General features: G+C 34.2%; 20 protein-coding genes. 12 read left to right on the top strand and 8 right to left on the bottom strand.

Annotation, left to right across the window (positions count from 1 at the left end; all coding sequences use genetic code 11):
- Window positions 1–164: 164 nt before the first annotated feature.
- The 8 genes from AAYQ19_RS03200 to AAYQ19_RS03165 all read left to right on the top strand — a co-directional run bounded on the left by AAYQ19_RS03200 (window position 165) and on the right by AAYQ19_RS03165 (window position 11,521).
- Complete coding sequence (locus AAYQ19_RS03200; protein WP_343533761.1) at window positions 165–3,230, top strand: SusC/RagA family TonB-linked outer membrane protein; 3,066 nt, start codon at window positions 165–167, stop codon at window positions 3,228–3,230.
- 11 nt (window positions 3,231–3,241) lie between these two features.
- On the top strand, window positions 3,242–4,741 hold the full coding sequence (locus AAYQ19_RS03195) for a RagB/SusD family nutrient uptake outer membrane protein (RefSeq protein WP_343533759.1): 1,500 nt from the start codon (window positions 3,242–3,244) through the stop codon (window positions 4,739–4,741).
- An 11-nt stretch (window positions 4,742–4,752) separates the two neighbouring features.
- A complete protein-coding gene (locus AAYQ19_RS03190) occupies window positions 4,753–6,366 on the top strand; it encodes a PKD domain-containing protein (RefSeq protein WP_343533758.1) in 1,614 nt (537 codons plus the stop codon).
- Between the two features lie 11 nt (window positions 6,367–6,377).
- A complete protein-coding gene (locus AAYQ19_RS03185; RefSeq protein ID WP_343533757.1) occupies window positions 6,378–8,048 on the top strand; it encodes a glycoside hydrolase family 16 protein in 1,671 nt (556 codons plus the stop codon).
- Window positions 8,049–8,126: 78 nt separating this feature from the next.
- On the top strand, window positions 8,127–8,885 hold the full coding sequence (locus AAYQ19_RS03180; protein WP_343533755.1) for a glycoside hydrolase family 16 protein: 759 nt from the start codon (window positions 8,127–8,129) through the stop codon (window positions 8,883–8,885).
- A 293-nt stretch (window positions 8,886–9,178) separates the two neighbouring features.
- A complete protein-coding gene (locus tag AAYQ19_RS03175) occupies window positions 9,179–9,763 on the top strand; it encodes an RNA polymerase sigma factor (RefSeq protein ID WP_343533753.1) in 585 nt (194 codons plus the stop codon).
- 50 nt (window positions 9,764–9,813) lie between these two features.
- On the top strand, window positions 9,814–9,957 hold the full coding sequence (locus AAYQ19_RS03170; protein ID WP_167330304.1) for a hypothetical protein: 144 nt from the start codon (window positions 9,814–9,816) through the stop codon (window positions 9,955–9,957).
- A gap of 517 nt (window positions 9,958–10,474) precedes the next feature.
- Window positions 10,475–11,521, top strand: coding sequence for a hypothetical protein (locus AAYQ19_RS03165; protein ID WP_343533750.1), 1,047 nt, complete (start codon window positions 10,475–10,477; stop codon window positions 11,519–11,521).
- 68 nt (window positions 11,522–11,589) lie between these two features.
- On the opposite strand, the gene AAYQ19_RS03160 is transcribed toward AAYQ19_RS03165, so the two are convergent.
- The gene (locus tag AAYQ19_RS03160) at window positions 11,590–12,240 is read right to left on the bottom strand and encodes an endonuclease III domain-containing protein (RefSeq protein WP_343533748.1); all 651 of its coding nucleotides are present in this window, start codon (window positions 12,238–12,240) and stop codon (window positions 11,590–11,592) included.
- Between the two features lie 225 nt (window positions 12,241–12,465).
- Here AAYQ19_RS03160 and bcp point away from each other — a divergent pair, with 225 nt between their 5' ends.
- Complete coding sequence (gene bcp, locus AAYQ19_RS03155; protein WP_343533746.1) at window positions 12,466–12,918, top strand: thioredoxin-dependent thiol peroxidase; 453 nt, start codon at window positions 12,466–12,468, stop codon at window positions 12,916–12,918.
- 269 nt (window positions 12,919–13,187) lie between these two features.
- On the opposite strand, the gene AAYQ19_RS03150 is transcribed toward bcp, so the two are convergent.
- Window positions 13,188–14,648: a TonB-dependent receptor gene (locus AAYQ19_RS03150; RefSeq protein WP_343533744.1), complete on the bottom strand. Its 1,461-nt coding sequence runs from the start codon at window positions 14,646–14,648 to the stop codon at window positions 13,188–13,190.
- A 90-nt stretch (window positions 14,649–14,738) separates the two neighbouring features.
- Here AAYQ19_RS03150 and AAYQ19_RS03145 point away from each other — a divergent pair, with 90 nt between their 5' ends.
- From AAYQ19_RS03145 to AAYQ19_RS03135, 3 genes are read left to right on the top strand one after another with little or no spacing between them, the layout of a single operon-like run.
- Window positions 14,739–15,503 carry an MBL fold metallo-hydrolase gene (locus AAYQ19_RS03145; protein WP_343533743.1) on the top strand — a complete coding sequence of 255 codons (765 nt, stop codon included), beginning with the start codon at window positions 14,739–14,741 and terminating at the stop codon, window positions 15,501–15,503.
- A gap of 12 nt (window positions 15,504–15,515) precedes the next feature.
- Complete coding sequence (locus AAYQ19_RS03140; RefSeq protein WP_343533741.1) at window positions 15,516–16,019, top strand: hypothetical protein; 504 nt, start codon at window positions 15,516–15,518, stop codon at window positions 16,017–16,019.
- Window positions 16,020–16,065: 46 nt separating this feature from the next.
- Window positions 16,066–16,494, top strand: a complete 429-nt coding sequence (locus AAYQ19_RS03135) for a hypothetical protein (protein ID WP_343533739.1) — start codon at window positions 16,066–16,068, stop codon at window positions 16,492–16,494.
- A gap of 112 nt (window positions 16,495–16,606) precedes the next feature.
- Here the strand turns inward: AAYQ19_RS03135 and AAYQ19_RS03130 are convergent, their stop codons facing one another.
- From AAYQ19_RS03130 to AAYQ19_RS03105, 6 genes are all read right to left on the bottom strand, one after another.
- The gene (locus tag AAYQ19_RS03130) at window positions 16,607–17,173 is read right to left on the bottom strand and encodes a cysteine hydrolase family protein (RefSeq protein WP_343533737.1); all 567 of its coding nucleotides are present in this window, start codon (window positions 17,171–17,173) and stop codon (window positions 16,607–16,609) included.
- A gap of 5 nt (window positions 17,174–17,178) precedes the next feature.
- Window positions 17,179–17,823: a hypothetical protein gene (locus tag AAYQ19_RS03125; RefSeq protein ID WP_343533735.1), complete on the bottom strand. Its 645-nt coding sequence runs from the start codon at window positions 17,821–17,823 to the stop codon at window positions 17,179–17,181.
- Between the two features lie 33 nt (window positions 17,824–17,856).
- A complete protein-coding gene (locus AAYQ19_RS03120) occupies window positions 17,857–18,501 on the bottom strand; it encodes an alpha/beta hydrolase (RefSeq protein ID WP_343533733.1) in 645 nt (214 codons plus the stop codon).
- A 93-nt stretch (window positions 18,502–18,594) separates the two neighbouring features.
- Window positions 18,595–18,924 carry a hypothetical protein gene (locus AAYQ19_RS03115; RefSeq protein ID WP_343533732.1) on the bottom strand — a complete coding sequence of 110 codons (330 nt, stop codon included), beginning with the start codon at window positions 18,922–18,924 and terminating at the stop codon, window positions 18,595–18,597.
- Window positions 18,925–18,928: 4 nt separating this feature from the next.
- The gene (locus AAYQ19_RS03110) at window positions 18,929–20,179 is read right to left on the bottom strand and encodes a dihydroorotase (protein WP_343533730.1); all 1,251 of its coding nucleotides are present in this window, start codon (window positions 20,177–20,179) and stop codon (window positions 18,929–18,931) included.
- A 68-nt stretch (window positions 20,180–20,247) separates the two neighbouring features.
- Window positions 20,248–22,176, bottom strand: a complete 1,929-nt coding sequence (locus AAYQ19_RS03105; RefSeq protein WP_343533728.1) for a BatA domain-containing protein — start codon at window positions 22,174–22,176, stop codon at window positions 20,248–20,250.
- Between the last annotated feature and the right edge of the window lie 157 nt (window positions 22,177–22,333).

The raw sequence follows: 22,333 nt of genomic DNA, 5'->3' as shown, positions 1-22,333 counted from the left end.
TAAGGAAATTAACATTCGTAATTATTAGCTTTTTCGAGTTCTATTTTGCGATATCTTAAAATTACTAACAGTTTTTTTATGATGTATGTTTTTTGTTGAGGTTAAATTTATCGGATTCCTAATCGGAACGAATAAATTTATCTTTCAATAAAAACTAACTAATTATGAAATCGAAATTGTTACTAATTGTGCTATCGCTTTGCACATCATTTGCCTTTGCGCAATCATATGATGTAAGCGGAACGGTAGTAGATGGGTCAGGATTATCATTGCCTGGCGTAAATGTAAAAGTTAAAAGTTCGTCACAAAGTACAACCACAGACTTTGACGGATCTTTTAAGTTAACCGGAGTTCCAAAAGGAGCTTCAATTGTCTTTAGTTATATAGGTTACAGAACGCAAGAAATTGCAGTGACCGGAACTAAAATGACAGTAAAAATGGCTGACGACGCCAAATCACTTGAAGAAGTCGTTGTGATTGGTTATGGTACTCAGAAAAAAAGAGAGATTACTGGAGCCGTATCAGTTGTAGACAGCAAAACGCTGGACATTTTAAAACCAGCCAGAATTGAGCAAGCTTTACAAGGTACAGTATCGGGTGTGAATGTAACTACGCAGTCTGGTGCGCCAGGTGCGGGATTGGACATTCGTATTCGTGGTATCGCTACAAACGGTCAAAATTCACCAACTGCTATTATTGACGGTTATGTGGGAGATTTTAGTTTGTTAAACCCAAATGACATTGAAACGATTACTGTTTTAAAAGATGCTCAAGCTGCTATTTACGGAACAATTGGAGCGAACGGAATTATTTTGGTGACAACCAAAATGGGTAAAAAGAATTCTAAAACAAAAGTTTCATTCAATAGCTATGCAGGATTTCAAGAAACATCAAGAAAGCTTCCAACGTTAAATGCTACAGAATATGCACTTTTATTGAATGAAAGTTATGCAAATGGTGGAAAACCAATTCCTTATCCAAATGTTAATGGATTAGGAAAAGGGACAAACTGGCAAGATGAAGTTTTCCAGAAAGGTGCTCCTATTATTAATAATGACTTAACTATTTCTGGAGGTTCAGAAAATATCACATACTCAATCTCTGGATCGCATTTAGATCAAGAAGGTATTGTAGGAGGTGATAAATCTGGATATTTGAGAAATACGGCTAGAATTGGTTTAGGCGCTGATCTTAGCAGTAAAATCAAATTAAAGACAAATGTTATCTACACGTATTTTAACAGAAAAACATTAAATGAAAATGGTTTAGGATCGGTATTGTTTAATGCGTTAAACGTTCCTTCAACTTTAAGTCCGTATAATCCTGATGGCACTTTTACACTTGTGCCTAATACAACAGGATTAGGAAACGAGATTATTAATCCATTGGCACAAATTGAAAATTCGTATAACAATTACAATTACAAGAAAATCAACGGAAACTTTGGATTGGATTATAAAATTTTCAAAGGATTTACACTTTCAACTGCAATAGGTTTCAATACAGCAAACAGCGAGTCAAAAACATTTAATCCGCAAATTAGCTATGGCGGAAAAGTTTTTGATGTTCAAAGAAGTTCTGTTACTCAAGGGGCTGTAAATGATAATGATTACTCATTCGACCTTTTTGGAACTTACACAACAAAAATTGCCGATGCGCATAATATTACAGGAACTGTAGGTACAACAATCTACAAACAATGGGGTAACGGACTTACCGCAACGGGTTATGATGTTCCTAACAACTCTTGGCAATTTGCTGATATTTCTTTGACAAAAGGAATTTCAGAAACTTTGACAAACACTTCTTATACGTATGACCAAAGAAGATTGTCTTATTTTGCAAGAGCGCAATATGATTATAAAGAGAAGTATTTAGTTTCAGGAATGATTCGTCGTGATGCTTCGACTAAATTCGGGCCAGGAAACAAAGTTGGGTATTTCCCTTCAGTTACGGGTGGTTGGATTATTTCGAAAGAAAATTTCTTTGGAGAACCAAAAGCAATCAGCTTCTTAAAGCTAAGAGCTAGTTACGGAACGTTAGGAAATGACCAAATTCCAAATTATGGTTATTTAGGACTTTTAAATGGTGAAGCAACTTATGTTTTTGATGGTGCAATCGTAAACGGAAGCGCTACAGGTCAGGTTCCGAATCCAAATTTAAAATGGGAAGAAGCGAAGAAATTTGACGTTGGTTTGGATATGAAAATCTTAAACGACAAAGTTTATATCGTAGCAGATTATTTCAACGATGTTAGAAAAGATTTATTAGTGCCAAATATTCCAGTTTCAGGAATTAACGGAACTGGTGCTCCAGGTGCAAGCGCGCCAACTTTAAATGCAGGATCGGTTAAAAATTCAGGTTTTGAATTCGCAATTGATTACAAAGATAAATTCTCAGACAATTTTAATTTCAGTGTAGGTTATAATGTGACTTTGCTTAAAAATGTTGTTCAAGAAGTTAATAACGGAACAGGATTTATTGAAGGAGGAGCTTTTGGTGTTGGACAACCTGCGCCTTCACGCATGGAAGTTGGAAAACCAATAGGTTATTTCTACGGATATAAAACAGATGGTATCTTCCAAAATCAAGCAGAAATTGATGCGCATCCATCTCAAATAGCTTTAGGAGCAAATGCAGTTCCTGGCGATATTCGCTTTGTTGACGTAAACGGCGATGGCAAAATCGATACAAATGATAAAACAAATATTGGCGATCCAATTCCAGCTGCGACAATGGGTTTCAATATTCAGATGAATTACAAAAATGTTGATTTTGCCATGTACACTTTTGCATCTGTAGGCAATGATATGGTTCGTAATTACGAAAGAACGCTTTCTGATGCCAATCGTTTAAATTATGTTTTAGACAGATGGACGGGAGAAGGTTCTACAAATTCAACTCCAAGAGTTACAACAGGAGCAACTGCAAACAATGTTTTCTCTGATTATTTTGTAGAAGATGCTTCTTATTTCAGAATCCAAAATATTCAGTTGGGATATTCTTTAAACCCAAATGTGGCGCAAAAAGCAGGAATTACAAAATTAAGACTTTACGTTGGGGTGAATAATTTATACACATTTACAAAGTATAAAGGTTTTGATCCGGGAGCTTCATTTGGTCCAGGAAATCGTGACAATGTATCTCAGTCTCCTATTGGTGCTGGAATCGATTACGGTTTCTATCCAATTCCTAGAACGTACTTAATGGGATTAAACCTTAATTTTTAATTGCAATTAAAATGAAAAAATATTTATTTACAACCGTTATAACGCTTACTCTGTTCTCGACTTTATGTATTTCTTGTTCAGACGAGTATGTTGACCCTACACCAGAATATTCTATCGATTCTGAAAACTATTTTAATTCAAAAGCCGATTACGATCAAGCGTTAATTGCTGCTTATGATTTGCTTCAGGCTTCATATGCAAATGTTATTTTGGGTGAAATTGCCTCAGATAATACATTATGCGGAGGTGAAAGCCCAACGGATGTTATTGGATGGCAACAAATAGATGATATGATTCATACTCCGGTAAATAGCAATTTAAGAGATATCTGGAATTGGATGTTTGCTGGTGTTCAAAGAGCAAATTATATTCTTGAATTTAAAGACAAAACTGATTTTCCAGAAAAAAATCAAGTTATAGCCGAAGCACGTTTTTTAAGAGCATACTATCAGTTTGAGTTAGTAAAATGGTTTGGTGGTATACCAATGAAAGGTGATGCTAGGTTTAAAATTGGAGATGAAAAAACAATACCGCGTTCAAGTAAGGAAGAAGTTTTCGCTTCGATTGAAGCCGATTTGACTTTTGCGGCTGCTAATTTATCTCCAATTCCTTCTCAAAAAGGACGTGCTACAAAAGGTGCAGCTTTGGCACTTCTTGGAAAAGCTTATTTATATGAAAACAAATTCGCTCAAGCAGCAACTGCATTAGAAAGCGTAATTACTTCAGGGAAATATTCTTTAGTAACAGATTACAATTCAATTTTTGAAATGGATGGAGAAAACGGAGCAGAATCTGTTTTTGAAGTGCAATATACAGATGTTGAAGGAGCAGGATTTGGATGTCTTCAATGTAGTGAAGGAAACGTAGCCGTTGGTTTTAGCGGTGTGAGAAACTATTCTGGGCCACTTTTTTCTTCAGGATTTAGTTTTAATGTTCCAACAAAAGAAGGTGCTGATTCTTTTGAAGCTGGTGATAAGCGTAAAGATGTTGCGATTCTAGATATTGTTGCTTTTGCTGCTGCAAATTCTAATTACGACGGCGGAAAAGGAGTAAGCTATGGAAAAGGTAACGAGGATACAGGATATTTCAACAGAAAGTATATTCCGAGAAAAAGAAGCTCGGCTGCGGCAGGAGATTTGAATTTGACAAATCCAAACAATTACAGAGCTATTCGTTATGCTGATGTTTTATTGATGGCGGCAGAAGCAAATAACAGAGGCGGAATCAGTGATACTAAGGCAAAAGACTATTTAAACCAAGTGAGAAGACGTGCTTTTGGCGATAATAATCATGATGTTACAGCTTCAGGAGCTGCTTTGACTGATTTTATTTATGCAGAAAGAAGAGTGGAGCTTTTTGGTGAAGGACACCGTTTCTTTGATTTGGTAAGAACTGGAAAAGCTGTTGGCAAAATATCTGGTTTTACAGCAAACAAGAATGAATTATTCCCAATTCCAATTGAAGAAATTCAATTTGCTAACGGAAACTGGCAACAAAATCCTGGATACTAAAAAATACAATTATGAAAAAAATATATTTAATACTAAATATTTTCGTTTTGACAATGCTGATTGCTTGTGCAAACGATGATGCTCTTGATGTTGATTTAGACAGTGTTGCGGCGCCAACTAATGTATCGGCATTGACAACAGTGACACAAGACAATACAGGGAAAGTAACTTTTATTCCAACTGGAGAAGGTGCAACACAATACAAAATCAGTTTTGGAGATGGAACAGCTGAGTCAGCATATATTCCTTCTGGCGGAACGATTACACACACTTATAAAGAAGGAACTTACAAGTCTAAAATTACAGCAATGAACGTAAACGGAAAAACGACCGAAGTTACGCACGATGTTGTAGTTTCGTTTAGAGCTCCTGAAAACTTAGAAGTTGTAATCACCAACGATTTATCAGTATCTAAAAAAGTAACCGTAAAAGCAACAGCAGATTTTGCTTTGTTTTATGATGTTTATTTTGGAGAAGCTGGAAAACCAGATCCGATTTCAGCAAATAACGGCGAATCAGTTTCATATACTTATAAAGAAGCAGGAGTTTATACCGTTCGTGTAGTTTCAAAAAGCGCTGCGATCAAAACAACTGAATATACAACTCAGGTTACAGCAAAATTGGTTGTAGCTCCTTCTGCATCTGCGCCAACGCCTCCTAACAGACAGCCAGGCGATGTGATTTCAATTTATGGTTCTAAATACACGAATGTGGCTGGAACAAATTATTTCCCAGATTGGGGTCAAGCAGGACAAGGTAGTAGTTGGGCAGAATTTGATTTGAACGGAGACAAAATGCTGAATTATATCAAATTAAGCTATCAAGGAATTGCATTGGCAGACAACGTGACAATTGATGTTTCTAAAATGGAATACCTACACATGGATGTTTGGACGGCTGATTTGCAGAAAATAGAAACTTCATTGATTCAAACTGGGCCTTCAGAAAAACCAGTTGTAAAAGATCTTACAGCAAATCAATGGACAAGTATTGATATTCCAATTTCGGCATGGACAAGCCAAGGATTAACAGTGGATAAGATCTTCCAATTGAAATTTGTTGGAACACCTTGGGCTGGCGGAACTGTGTTTATTGATAATATTTATTTCTACAAAGCACCTGCAGAATCAGTAGCATTGCCAATTGATTTCGAATCAGCAAACTTAACATATGCTTGGGGAGGCTTTGGAAATGTAATTGCTTCGATGGTTACAAATCCAGATAAAACAGGAGCAAACGTTTCTGATAAAGTAGTTAAAATGGAGAAAAAGTCGGGAGCAGAAACATGGGCTGGAGCGAGTTTAAATCTTGACAGTTCGCCTGATTTCTCAAAAGGAACTAAAGTAAAAGTAGCAGTTTGGTCGCCAAAAGTTGGAGCTGATATTTTATACAAAATGGAGCTTTCGACATCACCAAAAGACGGAAACGGAAACCCAAGCGTAAACTTTGAAGTGCATGCATCAACAACTGTAGCAAATGCTTGGCAGATTTTAACTTTTGACCTGACAAGCGCGGCGAGTTTCGATTCTAGCATAAAATACGACAGAGTAATTTTGTTCCCAGATTTTGGACAAACAGGAACCGGAGCTACTTATTACTTTGATGACATTAAACAATCCAATTAAAACGAGAAATCATGAACAAAAAAATAATTATAAAAATAGTATCCTTATTTACGATTCTCTTGATGATGGGTTGTCAGAAAGATGATTTTACTTTCGGATCAATTGACTCACCAACAAATCTTAAGGTTACGGCTGAGGTTATTGGAAAAACAACTGCCGATCCAAATGGAGATGGTTCAGGAACAGTAAAGTTTACTGCAAAAGCAGATGATGCAATATCCTACAAATATGTTTACAGCGACGGAACATCTGACAATGCGCCAAACGGAGTAATTACAAAACGTTTTACAAAAACAGGAGTAAATACTTATACGGTAACTGTAATTGCGTCAGGAAAAGGTGGAGTAAGCACTACAACTACAACAGATGTTACAGTTAAAAGTGATTTCAGTGATGATGAGGCTGTACAATTCTTGACAGGAGGAACTTCTAAAAAATGGTATTGGTCAGCGTCAGAAGCAGGACATTTAGGAGTGGGGCAAAATGATGGTGATGCGACTAAAAACTACTACGGTAATTATTATAGCGCTGCGCCATGGGAAAAAGCAAGCTCGCCAACAAGCAGCTGTTTGTACGAAAACGAATTGACATTCTCACTAGAGGGAGATCAACTTAAATTCCAATTGAACAATGGAGGCGCAACTTTCTTTAACGCAGCTTTCGAAAGCGTAGGAGGAGGAAGTTCAGGCTCTGATGCTTGTTTGCCTTACGATACGTCAGGAAAAAAATCAGTTTCATTGAGTCCTTCAGAATCTGTGGTAATGCAAAATCCAAATCACGCAACTCAAACTAGAGGAACGATGATGAATTTCTCAGATGGTGGATTTATGGGGTATTATATTGGTCAGAGTTCATACGAAATCTTGTCTATCACAGCAAACAGAATGGTGGTTAGAGCTGTTATGGGAGGAAATGCGGCATTGGCTTGGTATCATATTTTCACGACAACGAAACCAACGCAAAATCCAACCACTCCGGACAAAGACTATACTAATTTAGTTTGGTCAGATGAGTTTAACACAGATGGTGCACCAGATGCTACAAAATGGAGCTATGATCTAGGACGTGGAGATAACGGATGGGGTAATAATGAAAAACAAAATTATACCAATTCATCAACAAACTCAATTGTACAAGGAGGTAATTTGAAAATTACAGCTAAGAAAGAAGCTTCTGGTGGAGCTGATTATTCATCTGCTCGATTAAAATCAGAAGGTAAATTTGCCTTTACTTATGGAAAAGTTGAGGTTCGTGCCAAACTTCCAACGGGAGGAGGAACTTGGCCGGCAATCTGGATGCTTGGAGCAAATTATGCAACAAATGCTTGGCCGGCTTGTGGAGAGTTAGATATTATGGAGCATGTTGGAAATAGCCAGGATTTAATTCATGGAACGCTTCATTATCCTGGACGTTCGGGTGGAAATGCCGATACAGGTTCTAAAACAATTGCAAATGTTTCCACAGATTTCCATATTTATAAAACAGTTTGGAGTCCTGAATCTGTAAAAATTTATGTGGATGATACATTAATTCATTCAGTTGCTAATAGCGCAAGTTTGCCTTTCAACAAAGACTTTTTCTTGATTTTGAATTTTGCTATGGGAGGTAATTTTGGCGGTAATATTGATCCAGCTTTCACACAAGCTACTTACGAGATAGATTATGTTAGAGTGTATCAATAGGTTGATTAATTAGTAATTTTAATGCGAGAAGGTCAGTTTCGGCTGGCCTTCTTAATTTTATAATTTTTAAAAGAAAGTATGAAAAAGGTAATTATGTTGCTGTTGATCAGCAGTGCATGTTTTGCGCAGGAAGTAAAGAGGAAACTCGTTTGGGAAGAAAATTTCAATAATAAAGAGTTGAATGAAAAAGATTGGAATTTTGAAATAGGTGATGGCTGTCCTAATCTTTGTGGTTTTGGAAACAATGAAAGACAGGTTTACACTAAAACAAATCACGCATTTAAAGATGGAAATCTAGTTATAGAAGCTAGAAAAGAAGGTTCTAAATACACTTCGACAAAAATAACAACTAAAGGAAAAAAAGAATTCAAATACGGCCGAATAGAAGCGAGAGCAAAATTACCAGTAGGTCAAGGGATTTGGCCTGCATTCTGGATGCTAGGCGCTAATATTGATCAAATTCACTGGCCAAAAGCGGGCGAAATTGATATTCTTGAATATATAGGGCGCGATCCTGGAATGGTTTACACAACGCTGCATACACAAGACAGCCACGGAAATACGATTAATACCAAAAGAACGCCATATCCTAATATTGAGGAAGGATATCATGTATTTGCAATTGAATGGACAAAAGACAAAATGGACTTTTTTGTCGACAAGACATTAGTATATACATTTAATCCGCCTGTAAAAAACGAAGATACTTGGCCTTTCGACAAACCTTTTTATATTATTGTCAATTTAGCAGTTGGAGGAAACTTTGGCGGTCCAGAAGTTGATGATAAAATTTTTCCGCAAAAGTACTATGTTGATTACGTGCGCGTGTATCAATAGTTTTTTGGTTTCAAAAAGACATAAATTGCTTTTAACTGCCTTATTGTAAGTAATTTATGTCTTTTTATCAATAGCTTTGAATTGCTGATTTAACGGTCTTTTACAGTAAAAATTAACTTATGTGTCTATTTTTTAAGTTTTTATTGTTAATTATTCTGTGTTTTATTTGCTTTTTAAAATAATAATTTGTTAAATTTGGTCACTTAATTAACATAACTAAAAAAAGAGAAGCCTATACAATAAAATTACTTTTTAGAAAATTACTCCAAATTAAAAACTAAAAAAGTAGTATTATGGCTCATCTGCACATTCCAGACGCTCTGTTAGTGAAAAATTATATCGATGGCAATGAAGTTGCGCTATCGACATTAATTAAAAGGCACGAATCTAAGATATATGGTTTCATATATTCTAAGATCGCTGATAGAGATATTTCAAACGATATTTTTCAAGATACTTTTATTAAGGTAATCAAAACCTTAAAAAGTAATTCTTATAATGAAGAAGGTAAATTCTTGCCTTGGGTAATGCGTATATCACACAATTTGATTGTAGATCATTTTCGCAAGACTAAAAAAATGCCAATGTATAGAGAAACAGAAGAATTCTCAATCTTCTCTGTAATGTCTGACGATTCTCTGACTATTGAAGGCAAAATGATCTTGGATCAGGTTGAAATTGACCTAAAAAGACTAATTGAAGAGCTTCCAGACGATCAAAAAGAAGTTTTGGTAATGCGTATGTATCAAGATATGAGTTTTAAGGAAATCTCAGAATTGACAGACGTTAGCATCAATACCGCACTAGGAAGAATGCGTTATGCATTAATGAATTTGAGAAAAATAATAGAAAAACATCAAATTATTTTAACCAGCTAATACTAATTTGAGTATTAACCCGTTATACTATGTATAAACATTTCGATAGTATGGCAAAAATTTACTCTAAAAAAGCGTTAGCTTCTAAAAATTTAAAACCTAAAAAAGAAGTCGTTTCTTTTTTACTCAGCTATTCACAAGCATTGACTGTGGTGAAAATAGATGACAAAAACTTTGATATTATAGCAAATTAAGCAATCGGCACCTGCTGAAGTTTAATGCTAATGAAAAACCAAATGGTCGTTTTGGTTTAAAAGCTCACTATCTGTATCTAAAATACTGACAGTGAGTTTTTTTTATGCCTTTTTTTTATCATACAATAATTATGATATATTAGCTGCTTTAAAAAAATGTTAACTTTTTAATAAAAAAATAACGGGATTTTATTGCGTATTCACTTTTTAATTCTATTTTAGATAAAAAAATATATTCTTTGCAGAAAATGATTATAAATAATGATGTTTATAATGTAAATACTGTTAAAATTTGATTTTTTAAAAAGTGACGAAATGAAAATGTTTAATTCTCAAAAAAATAGTAATATGATAAAAAACTACTCTCGCTAATTTTTCAGTTTGATGATTTTTGAATCCGTGCAGAAGGATGTCAGAAATACAGTTTTGCCCAATTTTAGGAAACCAGCAAAATTGTTGAGAAAAGAACCCAATCTATTTTAACTATCAAACTTGATCTACAATGAAAATGAAATTTATGATTTTATCAATAATATTGATAAATGTAGGGGTGTATGCCCAAAAAGCACAAATTAAGGATGCGCAGTCTCTTTTTGATAAAGGTAATTCACAAGAAGCCCTGACAATTTTAAACAAGACCGAATATCTTATCATAAACGCGCCGGATGAGGATAAATCTGATTTTTATTTTTTGAAAGGAAATGTATACAAAGATTTAGCCGGAAAAAACATTGATGCAGCAAACAACTTCAGTCTTGCGTCACAAGCTTATCAAGATGTATTTTTGTTTGAGAATGAGTCGGGAAAATTTAAGTATACCGTGAAGGCAAGTGCGGCTTTAAAAGATATGAAGTCGAATTTAGTGAACGGTGCGATGGCCGATTTCAAAGCAGGAAAATTTAAAGAAAGTGCTGAGAAAAGCTATAAGGTATATTTGTTTGACAAAAAAGACACACTTAATTTATTTAATGCGGCTTCTTCGTCTATAAATGCTAAAGACTACAATGCAGCGATCAAATATTATGAAGAACTGAAGAAAAAGAATTATTCAGGAAGTGGTGTAATTTATTATGCTACAAATAAAAAGACAAAAGAAGAGGATGCGTTCCTTTCTCCAAAAGCAAGGCAATCAGCTATTGATCAAGGACTTTATGAGAAACCAAGAACAGAATCTGTTCCTTCAAAAAGAATTGACGTAAATAACAATTTAGCATATTCTTATATGGAGAACAAAGATTATGTTAAAGCAGAAGCGATCTATAATTATGTTTTAGAAATGAATCCAAATTATATCGATGCTTACATTAATCTTGCGTACTTAAAATTGCAACAAAAAAAGGCAATAGCCGACGAAATTGCAAACTTAGGAACTACTCCAAAAGAAATGCAACAGTATGATAAACTAAATGCAAGAAAAGATGATATTGCCAGAAGCGCAATTCCGTATCTTAAAAAAGCACTTACAATAGAACCGAAAAATCCAGATGTAACAAAAACACTTCTAGGAGTTTATAGATCTCTAGATATGACAAGCGAATACAATGCTTTGAAAGCTGGGATGTAATTTTTAAGGTGCAAAGATTCAAAGAATCAAAGGCGCAAAGGTTTTAAATCTTTGCGCCTTTTTTATTTTTAAATTTTGGTCATTTCTTCAATAATCGATTTCTTGCCGATTGTTCTTGTGATGATGTCTTTTTCTAAACTCCATCCTCTTGCAGGTGAATATTCACGTCCGTACCAAATAATTTGCAAGTGTAAATCGTTCCACAATCCTCTCGGAAATAATCTTTTAGCATCTTTTTCAGTTTGTGCAACGTTTTTTCCATTCGAAAGATTCCAACGGTACATCAATCTGTGAATGTGAGTATCAACAGGAAAAGCAGGAACGCCAAAAGCCTGAGACATGACAACGCTTGCGGTTTTGTGTCCAACAGCAGGCAAAGCTTCAAGCGCTTCAAAGCTTTGAGGCACTTCGCCATTATGCTTTTCTATCAAAATTTCAGATAATCCATGAATCCCCTTGGACTTCATTGGCGATAAGCCGCACGGACGAATAATTTCCTTAATTTCCTCCACCGACATTTTTACCATATCATACGGATTATCCGCTTTTGCAAACAATAAAGGCGTAATTTGGTTCACACGCACGTCGGTACATTGCGCTGAAAGCAATACGGCAATTAATAAAGTATAGGGGTCTTTATGGTCTAGCGGGACAGGTATAGTAGGATAGAGTTCTTTTAAGGTGTCGATAACAAATTGTACGCGAGCTTCTTTATTCATTTCCGTATTTTTAATGATGTAAAAATAATATAATTTTAATGATGTGCCTAATCCAGCTTTCCGTTTCAACTCCTCATTATTGCAATAACATTTTTAAGTATTTAAAAGAGCTTCCGTTGGTCGCTTTTTAAAAACAAAAAATGTAAATTGCAATAATTCCGGGGTTTTCACTTTAATCTGGGGCATAAATTAATAATTAACAATTGATAATTAACAATTATAAAGATGACAACATTAAAAGCAGGCGACAAAGCACCAAATTTTTCAGGAATAGACCAAGATGGAAAATCGCATAAATTGGCAGATTACGCCGGAAAAAAATTGGTGGTTTTCTTTTATCCAAAAGCAAGTACGCCAGGATGTACCGCCGAAGCATGTGATTTACGAGATAATTTTCATCGTTTTCAAGCCAATAATTATGAGCTTCTCGGAGTAAGTGCCGACAGTCAAAAAGCACAAATAAAATTCAAAGAAAAGTACGAATTGCCATTTCCTTTATTGGCTGATGAAGATAAATCAGTAATTAATGCTTTTGGAGTGTGGGGACCAAAGAAATTCATGGGAAGAGAATACGACGGAATACATAGGACTACATTCGTAATCAACGAAAAAGGAATTATCGATGAAGTAATCGAAAAAGTAAAAACAAAAGAACATGCAGATCAGATTTTGAAATAAAGTTTTTTGTTTCAAGTTTCATGTTATTACAAGCTTTGGCTATAATTTAACCGCAAAGCACGCTAAGGTTTTATAAATTGCATAAATTACGCAAAGTTCGCAAAGCTTTATCTAGATTTAGCTTTGCGAACTTTGCGTTTTTATAAAAAGCAGCATAAAAAAACTTAGCGTGCTTTGCGGTAAAGCTAAACATCAAATAGGCAACTTGAAACATGAAACCAAGAAAACCTGAAACAAAAAAAAGTCCCATTTATTGGGACTTTTTTATATTATGAATTTTGTTCTAATTCTTTCTGCGGGTGATATCCAAAAAGATGGTGTTCCTTAATGATTTCGGCAACTCCAGACGGAAGCATTGGTTCCCATCCAGATTTTCCTTGACCAATCATTTTCAATACCTGGCGAGAGAATACATTTAATATGTTTGGATTGTAATCTTTAATATCAACGACTTTTCCGTTGAATTTAAAGAATTTATAAAGCTCTTTCATTCTAGGATGAACTTTCAAGTTGTCTGAAGTAATAATTTCGCCATTATCTCCTAACATTGGGTACAAGAAAACTTTCATATCTCGGTAGAATAATTTTCCGAAAGCTTCTAGAATTCCTCCACTCAAATGACGGTAGTATTTCTCATCAAAAATATCAACAAGGTTATTTACACCCATTGCTAATCCCATTCTCGCTTTAGTATAATTAGAGAAATATTCAACAACTTTATAATATTCTTGGAAATTCGAAATCATAACAGTTTGACCTAGCGAGCAAAGCAGTTCGGCTCTGTCCATGAAATCACGTTCGTCAATTTCACCATCTGAACGCAAATTCGAAAGCGTAATTTCAAAAACAACTAATGTATTGTCTTTGTCGACCTTGCTTTCATTTAGGAACATCTTTAATGATTTTTCATACATGTCAAGATTTACGTTCGTTACCGGACGGAAACTTCCTCTAAACGCAAGAAGGTTTTTCTTGTATAAAACAGCGGCAGGCAACACATTTTTCCCTTCAGGATTAAACATTACGGCATCTGTCATTCCGTTTTTAACCAATTGCAAACTCATTAAGCGGTTGTCAACATCAGCAAAACGAGGCCCTGAAAAGTTGATGGTATCAATTTCCAGCTGATCTTTATCTAAGTGATCGTATAAATAACGTAATAAACGTTTTGGGTCATTGTATTTGTAAAATGCACCATAAATTAAATTAACACCTAAAACTCCAAGTGTTTCTTGTTGTAAACGCGCATCAGTTTCTTTAAAACGAATGTGAAGTATGATTTCGTTGTAAGCTTCATCAGGTTCAATTTGGTATCGAATCCCAACCCAGCCGTGGCCTTTAAATTGTTTGGCAAAATCTATCGTTGCTACTGTATTGGCGTAGCTGAAAAAAAGTTTGTTTGGGTGTTTTTCTCGACTTAAACGTTCTTCGATCAATTCGCCTTCAAACGTCAACATTTTTTTTAGTCGGTTTTCGGTCACATAACGACCATCAGCTTCTGTACCGTAAACGGCGTCACTAAAATCTTTATCATAGGCAGACATCGCTTTTGCAATTGTTCCCGATGAACCTCCGGATCTGAAAAAATGCCTAACGGTCTCTTGTCCAGCACCAATTTCGGCAAATGTTCCGTAAATATTCTCGTTTAAATTAATGCGTAACGCTTTGTCTTTTATAGAAGGAATCTGTTCGATGACCTTGTCACCTTTGAGTTTTATTTCTGTACCCATTTTGTTTTAAATAGATTTGTTACAAAGTTAGTAAATTAGGCTTCTAATGAAAGAGAAATAATCCTATTTTTGTAAAAAAATTAAGTTCAATTGAAGGTCTATTTTTTAGGTACAGGTACTTCTCAAGGTATCCCGATTATTGGGGTTGATCATCCCGTTTGCAAAAGCACTGATGCTAAGGATAAAAGGCTTCGCGTATCCATTTGGATTTCGTGGGATGAGCATTCCTATGTTGTAGATTGCGGTCCTGATTTCAGACAGCAAATGCTTTCCTGTGGATGCCGAAAACTCGACGCAATTTTATTTACACATGAGCATGCAGATCATACAGCTGGTCTGGATGATATTCGTCCGTTTAATTTTAGGCAAGGCGAGATTCCGGTTTATGCGCATCAGCGTGTGATCGATAATTTACGTCGCCGTTTTGAGTATGTTTTTGAAACGGTAAATAAATATCCTGGCGCACCAAGTGTTAAAACAATCGAAGTTGTAAATGACAAACCTTTTGCAATTGGCGATAAATTAGCCATTCCTATTAATGTAATGCATGGCGATTTACAGGTTTTTGGCTATCGAATTGACGATTTCGCTTATTTGACCGATGTCAAAACTATCGAACAAGCAGAAGTTGAAAAACTGAAAAATCTAAAAGTTTTGGTTGTAAATGCATTGCGAGTTGAACCTCATGATACACATTTCAATTTACAGGAAGCACTTGATTTTATTAACCTCGTAAAGCCTGAAAAAGCTTATTTAACCCATATTAGCCATGTTTTGGGTTTTCATGAAGAAGTGCAAAAAACGCTTCCTGAAAATGTTTTTTTGGCTTACGATAATTTAGAAATTACAATTTAATTATACCACAAAATGAAAAAATCCTTAATGCTTTATCTATTTCTTCTTGCAATATTAATGAACGTTTTTACCTATACGTTTTACAGCGGTGAAGTAAAATTTGAGAAGGAGCGATATGATAAAACAACTAAGAAACTAAGAGACAGCATTAATCTTGTGACCGATAAATTGGCTGAAGCTGATTATTTCTCTTTAGAACACAATGAAAATGCCCAAAATTATTTTGACAATAGTGCTTCTGGCGGAAAAGTGATTTTATACGAAAAATTGATTCCCGTAGTAAAAGAGAAGCTATTAGACTTAAATGCTGGACCAAAAGGAAACCCATATACAGGGCAAGATATGATTGATGGAAAGAAATTTATCATCAATAAAATAAAAATTTTAAACCACAGATGGATTATTGCAGATTACAGTAATGGCGAATTATGGGGAGAAGTCTTGTTAAAATATTTTGTAGATAACGATGATAATATTACATTTGAAGTAAATCAAAGTTGGTTGTATCAAAAATAGGGTTTTTAATCCTATTTTTTTTGCTCTAATTTTAAAATTTAGGATTATGAAAAAGATGATTTTGTTTGCAATTATTGTTACTGCATTTTCGTGTGCAAAGAAAGTATCACCAGAGAAGACAGATTCAGCAGAACCCCAAAAACCTAAAAAGGAAACTATAGTGGGCGCCGATGCTGATGCACATGGCTGTAAAGCTTCTACAGGCTATACTTGGTCAACACTTAAAAAAGAATGCATTCGTGTATTTGAAGGAACAAAACTGACGCATTATGATGACGGAAAAACGTACACTACAGTGTCTTATGTAATTTTTGATGGAAATAAAGCTGAACTTTTCCTAGACACACAAAAAGAATCCATCATTTTAGAAAGAAAATCGGAAGGCGATTCTTGGGTTAACGGTGATTGGCAGTTAATTCCATGGAAAGGCTATGTTTTGAAAAAAGGAGAAAAGATTCTTTATACGGGGCAATAAAACTTTAAATTCCAATATAAAAAATCCAAATTCCAAAGCTGGAGTCTTAGAAACTTTGTCAAAGTTTCAAACTTTGACAAAGTTATATTGAAAACTGTAAGTGCTTAATATTTTAAATAATCTCTTTTATAAACGCAGTATTTACTACTTGAGCAAATTCTTCGTTTAAACTTGCTAGAGCAGTTTGGTGGATAATTTCTGCGGAGAATTCTTCTCCATTTATACCTTTTTTATTGAAAGTTGCTGTTGCGTCAGAAATTAAATATACGTTGTAACCAAGATTCCCAGCCATTCTCGTAGTAGTAGAAACACAATGATCTGTAGTTAAGCCTACAATTACAAGATTTTTGATTTTGGCATTGTCTAGAAGTTCTTTTAAATTCGTTCCAATAAAAGCACTGTTGACATTCTTTTTGATGATTGTTTCTCCATCAAGTGGTTTTACCACATCTTGAAATTCATTTCCTGGATTTGTTTCGTCTAAAATCGATTTCGGATTTGAAGAGCAATGCTGAACATGAAAAACAGGAAGTTTTTTAGCTCTCCAAATTTCTAAAAGCTCGCCAGCTTTTTGTTCTGCATCAACATTATTTCGGTCTCCACCCCAATATGCGATATCGTGAAAGCCTTTCTGAATATCAATTAAAATTAATGCCGGATTATCAAGTTTTGTATCCATTTTAATTAAGATTTTAAAAATGATTTAGTTATTTTATCTAGTAAGCTATCTCTTTTTTCGACTATCCCTAGGTGTTTATGATATCTTAAGCCAGAAGTTTTTGCGTTTGCATTCTCATTAGCTAATTCGGAATATTTTTTTGCAATTTCGACTTTTGAATTATACTCATTTATTATCGCAAGCAAAGAGTATACTTTATATTTTTCAATGGGAAACAATAATCCTGAAGCTCTGTTTTCTAACATTTCTTCAGCTATTGGGTATAAATCTTTGAATTGATTTTTAACTACAATTTCAGAATAATCTAAATAAGATGGAGTAATTACATATCGGAATGTTTTCTCAAAATCAACAGCATTTTTATGATATTCAAGTGCTTTTAAAATATTATTTTCAAGTTCGAAAATCTCTCCCAAAGCATGAAAAACAGGGCCTTTTTCGGAAATTTCGTCTGGATATTCACTTAGAACTTTGTATAATAATTCTTTTGCGACTTCTAAAAGATTTGGCTCTTTAGTTTCAACTAATTCTATGGCTTGGATTCTAAGATATTGTGCTCTTCCACTTTTTCTCGCGCGAGAAAGTTTTGCAAAGAATTCTTTTTCATCTGTTTTTGACCAAGATTTTCTTCGATACCAATCTGTTGCCATGAATTAAGTTTTGGTGTAAACTGTTATTGATGATTAGCTTAAAAGCCAATTTCTAAAATCAAAGAAATTTTGTGGTGAGACGCCATGACCAACTGGATATTCTTTGTAAACTACAGGAATATTCAATTTCTCTAAAATTGCAGGCGTTTTTCTTGCCCATTCAATCGGAATCACTTGATCGACAGTTCCGTGAGAAGCAAATATTTTTAAATTTTTGAAATCATTCTGCTCGAAACTCTCTTTGATAATTTCTTCATTAAAATAACCGCTCATCGCAACAACTCGCTGAATTTTTTCTGGATAAGAAAGTGCCGTTGCATAACTTAAAATTGATCCTTGACTGAATCCAATTAAAGTAACATTGTTAGCGTCGATTGGATAATTTGCTACTAATTCATCAATAAAAGAAGCGATTTTATCTCTTGAAGTTTTAGCTTGTTCATTGTCCGAAAATTTATTTTGATCTGCGTCAAAGTTAATAGCGTACCATGCGTAAGCTCCATATTGTAAATCGTAAGGCGCTCTCGCAGAAATGATGTAATAATTGTCAGGAAGTTCAGAGGCAAAAGAGAATAAATCTTCTTCATTGCTCCCGTATCCATGTAATAAAAGCAATAATGGGTTTTTGTCTAAAATTACTTTTGGTTCTCTTATTTTATATTCTAAAGATAGATTCATTTTTTAATTAAGAATTGTAAGTTTTGTTTTTCAAGTTTTAAGTTTCAAGTTCCATGTTTGGAATTTGGAATTTCAGAATTGGAATTTAAAAAATTAACTAATGTTTTTTAGTAATTTTTGATAAAGATTGCCTACTAAAGGCATTGGTCTAGTGTGCCCTTGAATGGCACTAAAAATTCCGTATGTCCATAAAACAGAAATACAAATCCACATTGGAAAAGTGATGTAAAAACTATCGAAATTGCTGACGATTAATGCTAAAGAAACAAAAGTTGTTGATATTCCCGCCGCTTGGCGAATATGAAAAGAAGCAAAACTGTTTTTGTTTTCCGAATTCATTGACATGGCAATTAAAACGCCTACAATTAAGATGTAACTGGTAATTGCAATTGATTTTCCTTCTTCGATTGAATTGTTATTCATTGTATTATTTTGTAACTAATTGATTTTGATTTAAAATTCCGTACACAGAACCTTTGATTTCAGTTCCTAAAAAAGCAGAATTTTTAGATTTTGAGAGAATGTTTTCTTTTGCAAAAGTTGATTTTCCTTCAGTAGTAAATAAAGTAATATTAGCTTTTGCGCCTTCTTGAATTGTATTGTTTTTTAAACCGAAAACGTTTCTTGCAGCCGTTAATTTTGCTACAATAGTTTCTACTGGTAAAACTGTTAATAAAGCTCCAAAAGCACTTTCTAAGCCGATAGTTCCATTTTTAGCCGTATCAAATTCCATTTTTTTGAATTCGATATCAATTGGGTTGTGATCAGAAGTGATCATATCGATTGTGCCGTCAGCGATTCCGTTAAGCAAAGCTTGTCTATCAACTTCCGTTCTTAATGGAGGCGTCACTTTAAAACGAGTATCGAATCCGTCTAATTTTTCATCGGTTAAAACCAAATGATGTACTGATGCACTACAAGTCACGTTTAAGCCTTTTGCTTTAGCTTCTCGAATCAATTGAACTGATTTTGCTGTTGAGATTGTCGGAATATGAAGTTTTCCGCCTGTATATTCTAATAAAAATAAGTTTCTAGAAATTTGAAGTTCTTCGGCTAAATTCGGAATTCCTTTTAAGCCTAATCTTGTAGACACAATTCCTTCATTTGCAACACCATTGCCTTTAATGTTTGGATCTTGCGAATAAGCGATTACTAATCCGTCGAAATCCTGAACATATTGTAAAGCGATTTTCAGGATATTAGCATTGTCGATGCTTTTGTTATAATCTCCAAAAGCTATCGCTCCCGAATTTTTCATATCAAAAAGTTCTGCCATATCTTTTCCTTCACTCGCTTTTGTTAAAGCACCAATTGGGAAAATCTCTGTAGCAAAGCCATTTGCTTTATTTTTTACAAAATTTACCTGTGATTGATTGTCAATAATTGGCAGTGAATTTGGTTGTAGTGCAATTGCTGTAAAACCGCTTTTTGCTGCAACATTCAATCCGTTTGCAATGGTTTCTCTGTCTTCGTAACCTGGCTCGCCCAGCGAAACGCTACTGTCAAACCAACCTTGAGAAACATGAAGATTATCAAATCGAACTACTTCTGCATTATCGTTTGGAAGAGAAACGCCTATTTTTTCTATTACACCATCTGCAATTAAAAGATCAACGGTCTGATTGTGAAACGGACTTTTTGAGTCGATAATTTTGGCGCTTTTGATGATTAGTTTCATATGTAGAATTTTTTTGTCGTAAAATGATTTTTGTAAAAAGTAAGACGTTTTAGGAATAAACGCAAAACCTATTTTACAAATTTTATAATTGCCATTTCTAATGCTAAAAATAACAGTGCAAAGATAACAAACCATTTCCAAATTTGGCTGTCAGTTCGTTCAGTTTGTAATGTGTTAAAAATGGTCGAAATCGTATCAGCAGTTTTAAAATCAGAAACTACATTTGTGTTTACTTGACTCAAATCGCTTTCGGTTCTTTTGTAATTGAAGCTTAAGTTTTCAACCCATTCTTTTTTGTCAAAAATGCTATAATTTCCGGCTGTTTCAGGAAAATCATTAAACGTTAATTTGACTTTATTATTTAAAATCTGTTGAATCGGAATAAACGAATCTTCAGTTCCTTTTACTTCTAAAATGGCATCTTTCGTCAATAAAACATCGACAAAATAAGGCTGATTGTTTCCAATGGTCAACGCATTAACTCCCGATTTTTGATTGTTTGTTGCAATTTTATAAAACAAAGGAACAATTAAAGGCGATTGTTGAAAATTAGAATTTACGCTGTTGATTGGTGCTGAAAATAATGTAACTCCAGAAACTGAATTTTGAATTGCAGTCACAAAAGCACTTTGATCTTCATATGATAAAACAGCTGGATATGGACTTGAAACGGCAAAAGATGAATTTGTTTTTGGATATTGAAAATTCGTGATTTTGTTTTCAAAAACACCCGAAAACAATGGATGATCGAAGTTGATTTTGGTAATTAACTTGCTTTCTGTTTTCAGATAATTAAATTGAATTTTTCCAAAGTTCCCTAAGAAAGTGTTGAAATTAGCAATTGACGTTTTTTCAGAAGGAATTATAACCAAATTTCCGCCTTTTGAAACAAAAGTTTTCAATGTTGTTTGTAATGCTTGCGGAATCTCAACTAATTCATTCAGAATAATGGTATTTTGTTTTTCTAAACTATTATAATCCAAAGAGCTGATTGGATAATTATTATAATTAAATTCCGCAGAAGTATAAATGCGCGACAAGAAATTGCTTTTTTCTGGCTCGCCAATGCTAATTACATTTGTCTTTTTATTTTTCGAAATACTGAAATACAATTTATTGTCATAAGTCAATCCGTTGTCTTCAATCGAAATGTAACCATGAAAAGCCTCTTTTGGAATTGTAAAGTTGATTTTCTTTTTCTTGGTGTCAAAGTTGATGATTGTTTTGGCAATCAATTTGTTTTGATTGTACAAAGCAGTCGAAATTGGACTGAAATCATCTCCATAAGCGGATAAGCTTACGCCAATTTCATAGAAATTTTCTAAAGTTTGATTGATGTAAACGCTGTCGATTGAAATGTTGTTTTTTTGCTCTGCTTCTGGAACGATGAAATATGGTTTTTCTTCAAAATCGATATTTTTGACATCTTTTTCCTTTAGGCCTACAGCATCTGTAATAATAACAATGTCTTTTTTATGTGCCGATTTATGTGCTTTAATTTTGGCAATAATCGAAGTAAGCTCAAATGGCGAAGCGCTGTAATTTAAATTTTGAAGTGCGCTTTTAGACGATTTGATGTCGGTATTCCAATAGTTTTCGGTATTTGTCAAAAGCGAAAACTGAGTGTTTTCTGGAGTGTTTTCTAATAATTCCTGAACTGCACGTTTCAATAATTCCCCTTTTTTCCCTTTTGCTTGCATGCTGAATGAATTGTCTAAAACAATGTACATTTCGTTTGAAGCATTTTTGCTGTCTTTGGCTTCAAAAAAGGGTTGTGCAAAAGCAATAATTGCGCACGTCAGTAATAATAAACGAGTGGCAAGCAATAGTCGTTTTTTGATTTTTGAACTTTTTCGGGTTTGAATGGCAAGTTCTTTCAGGAAACGAACATTGGTAAAATATGAAGTCTTAAAACGTCGTAATTGAAATAAATGAACCAAAATTGGAACAATCAACAAAAACAGAAAGTATAGAATTTCGGGATGTTTAAAATGCATTCTGGCTTCGATTTACTTCGCTACGTTTTATTTTTCGCGAAGATGCAGTCAAAAATACAAATTTAAAATTTATTTGAACCATATAAGTTCATGTAAGAGATTATAAGTAAAAGTGAATAATTGACATTTAACAATTTGCCATTAGCCATTAGAGAAG

This window comes from Flavobacterium mesophilum (assembly GCF_039581405.1).
Classification (GTDB): Bacteria; Bacteroidota; Bacteroidia; order Flavobacteriales; family Flavobacteriaceae; genus Flavobacterium.
Note: the sequence above shows the minus strand (reverse complement) of the source record. Positions and strands in the feature narration are given on the sequence as shown.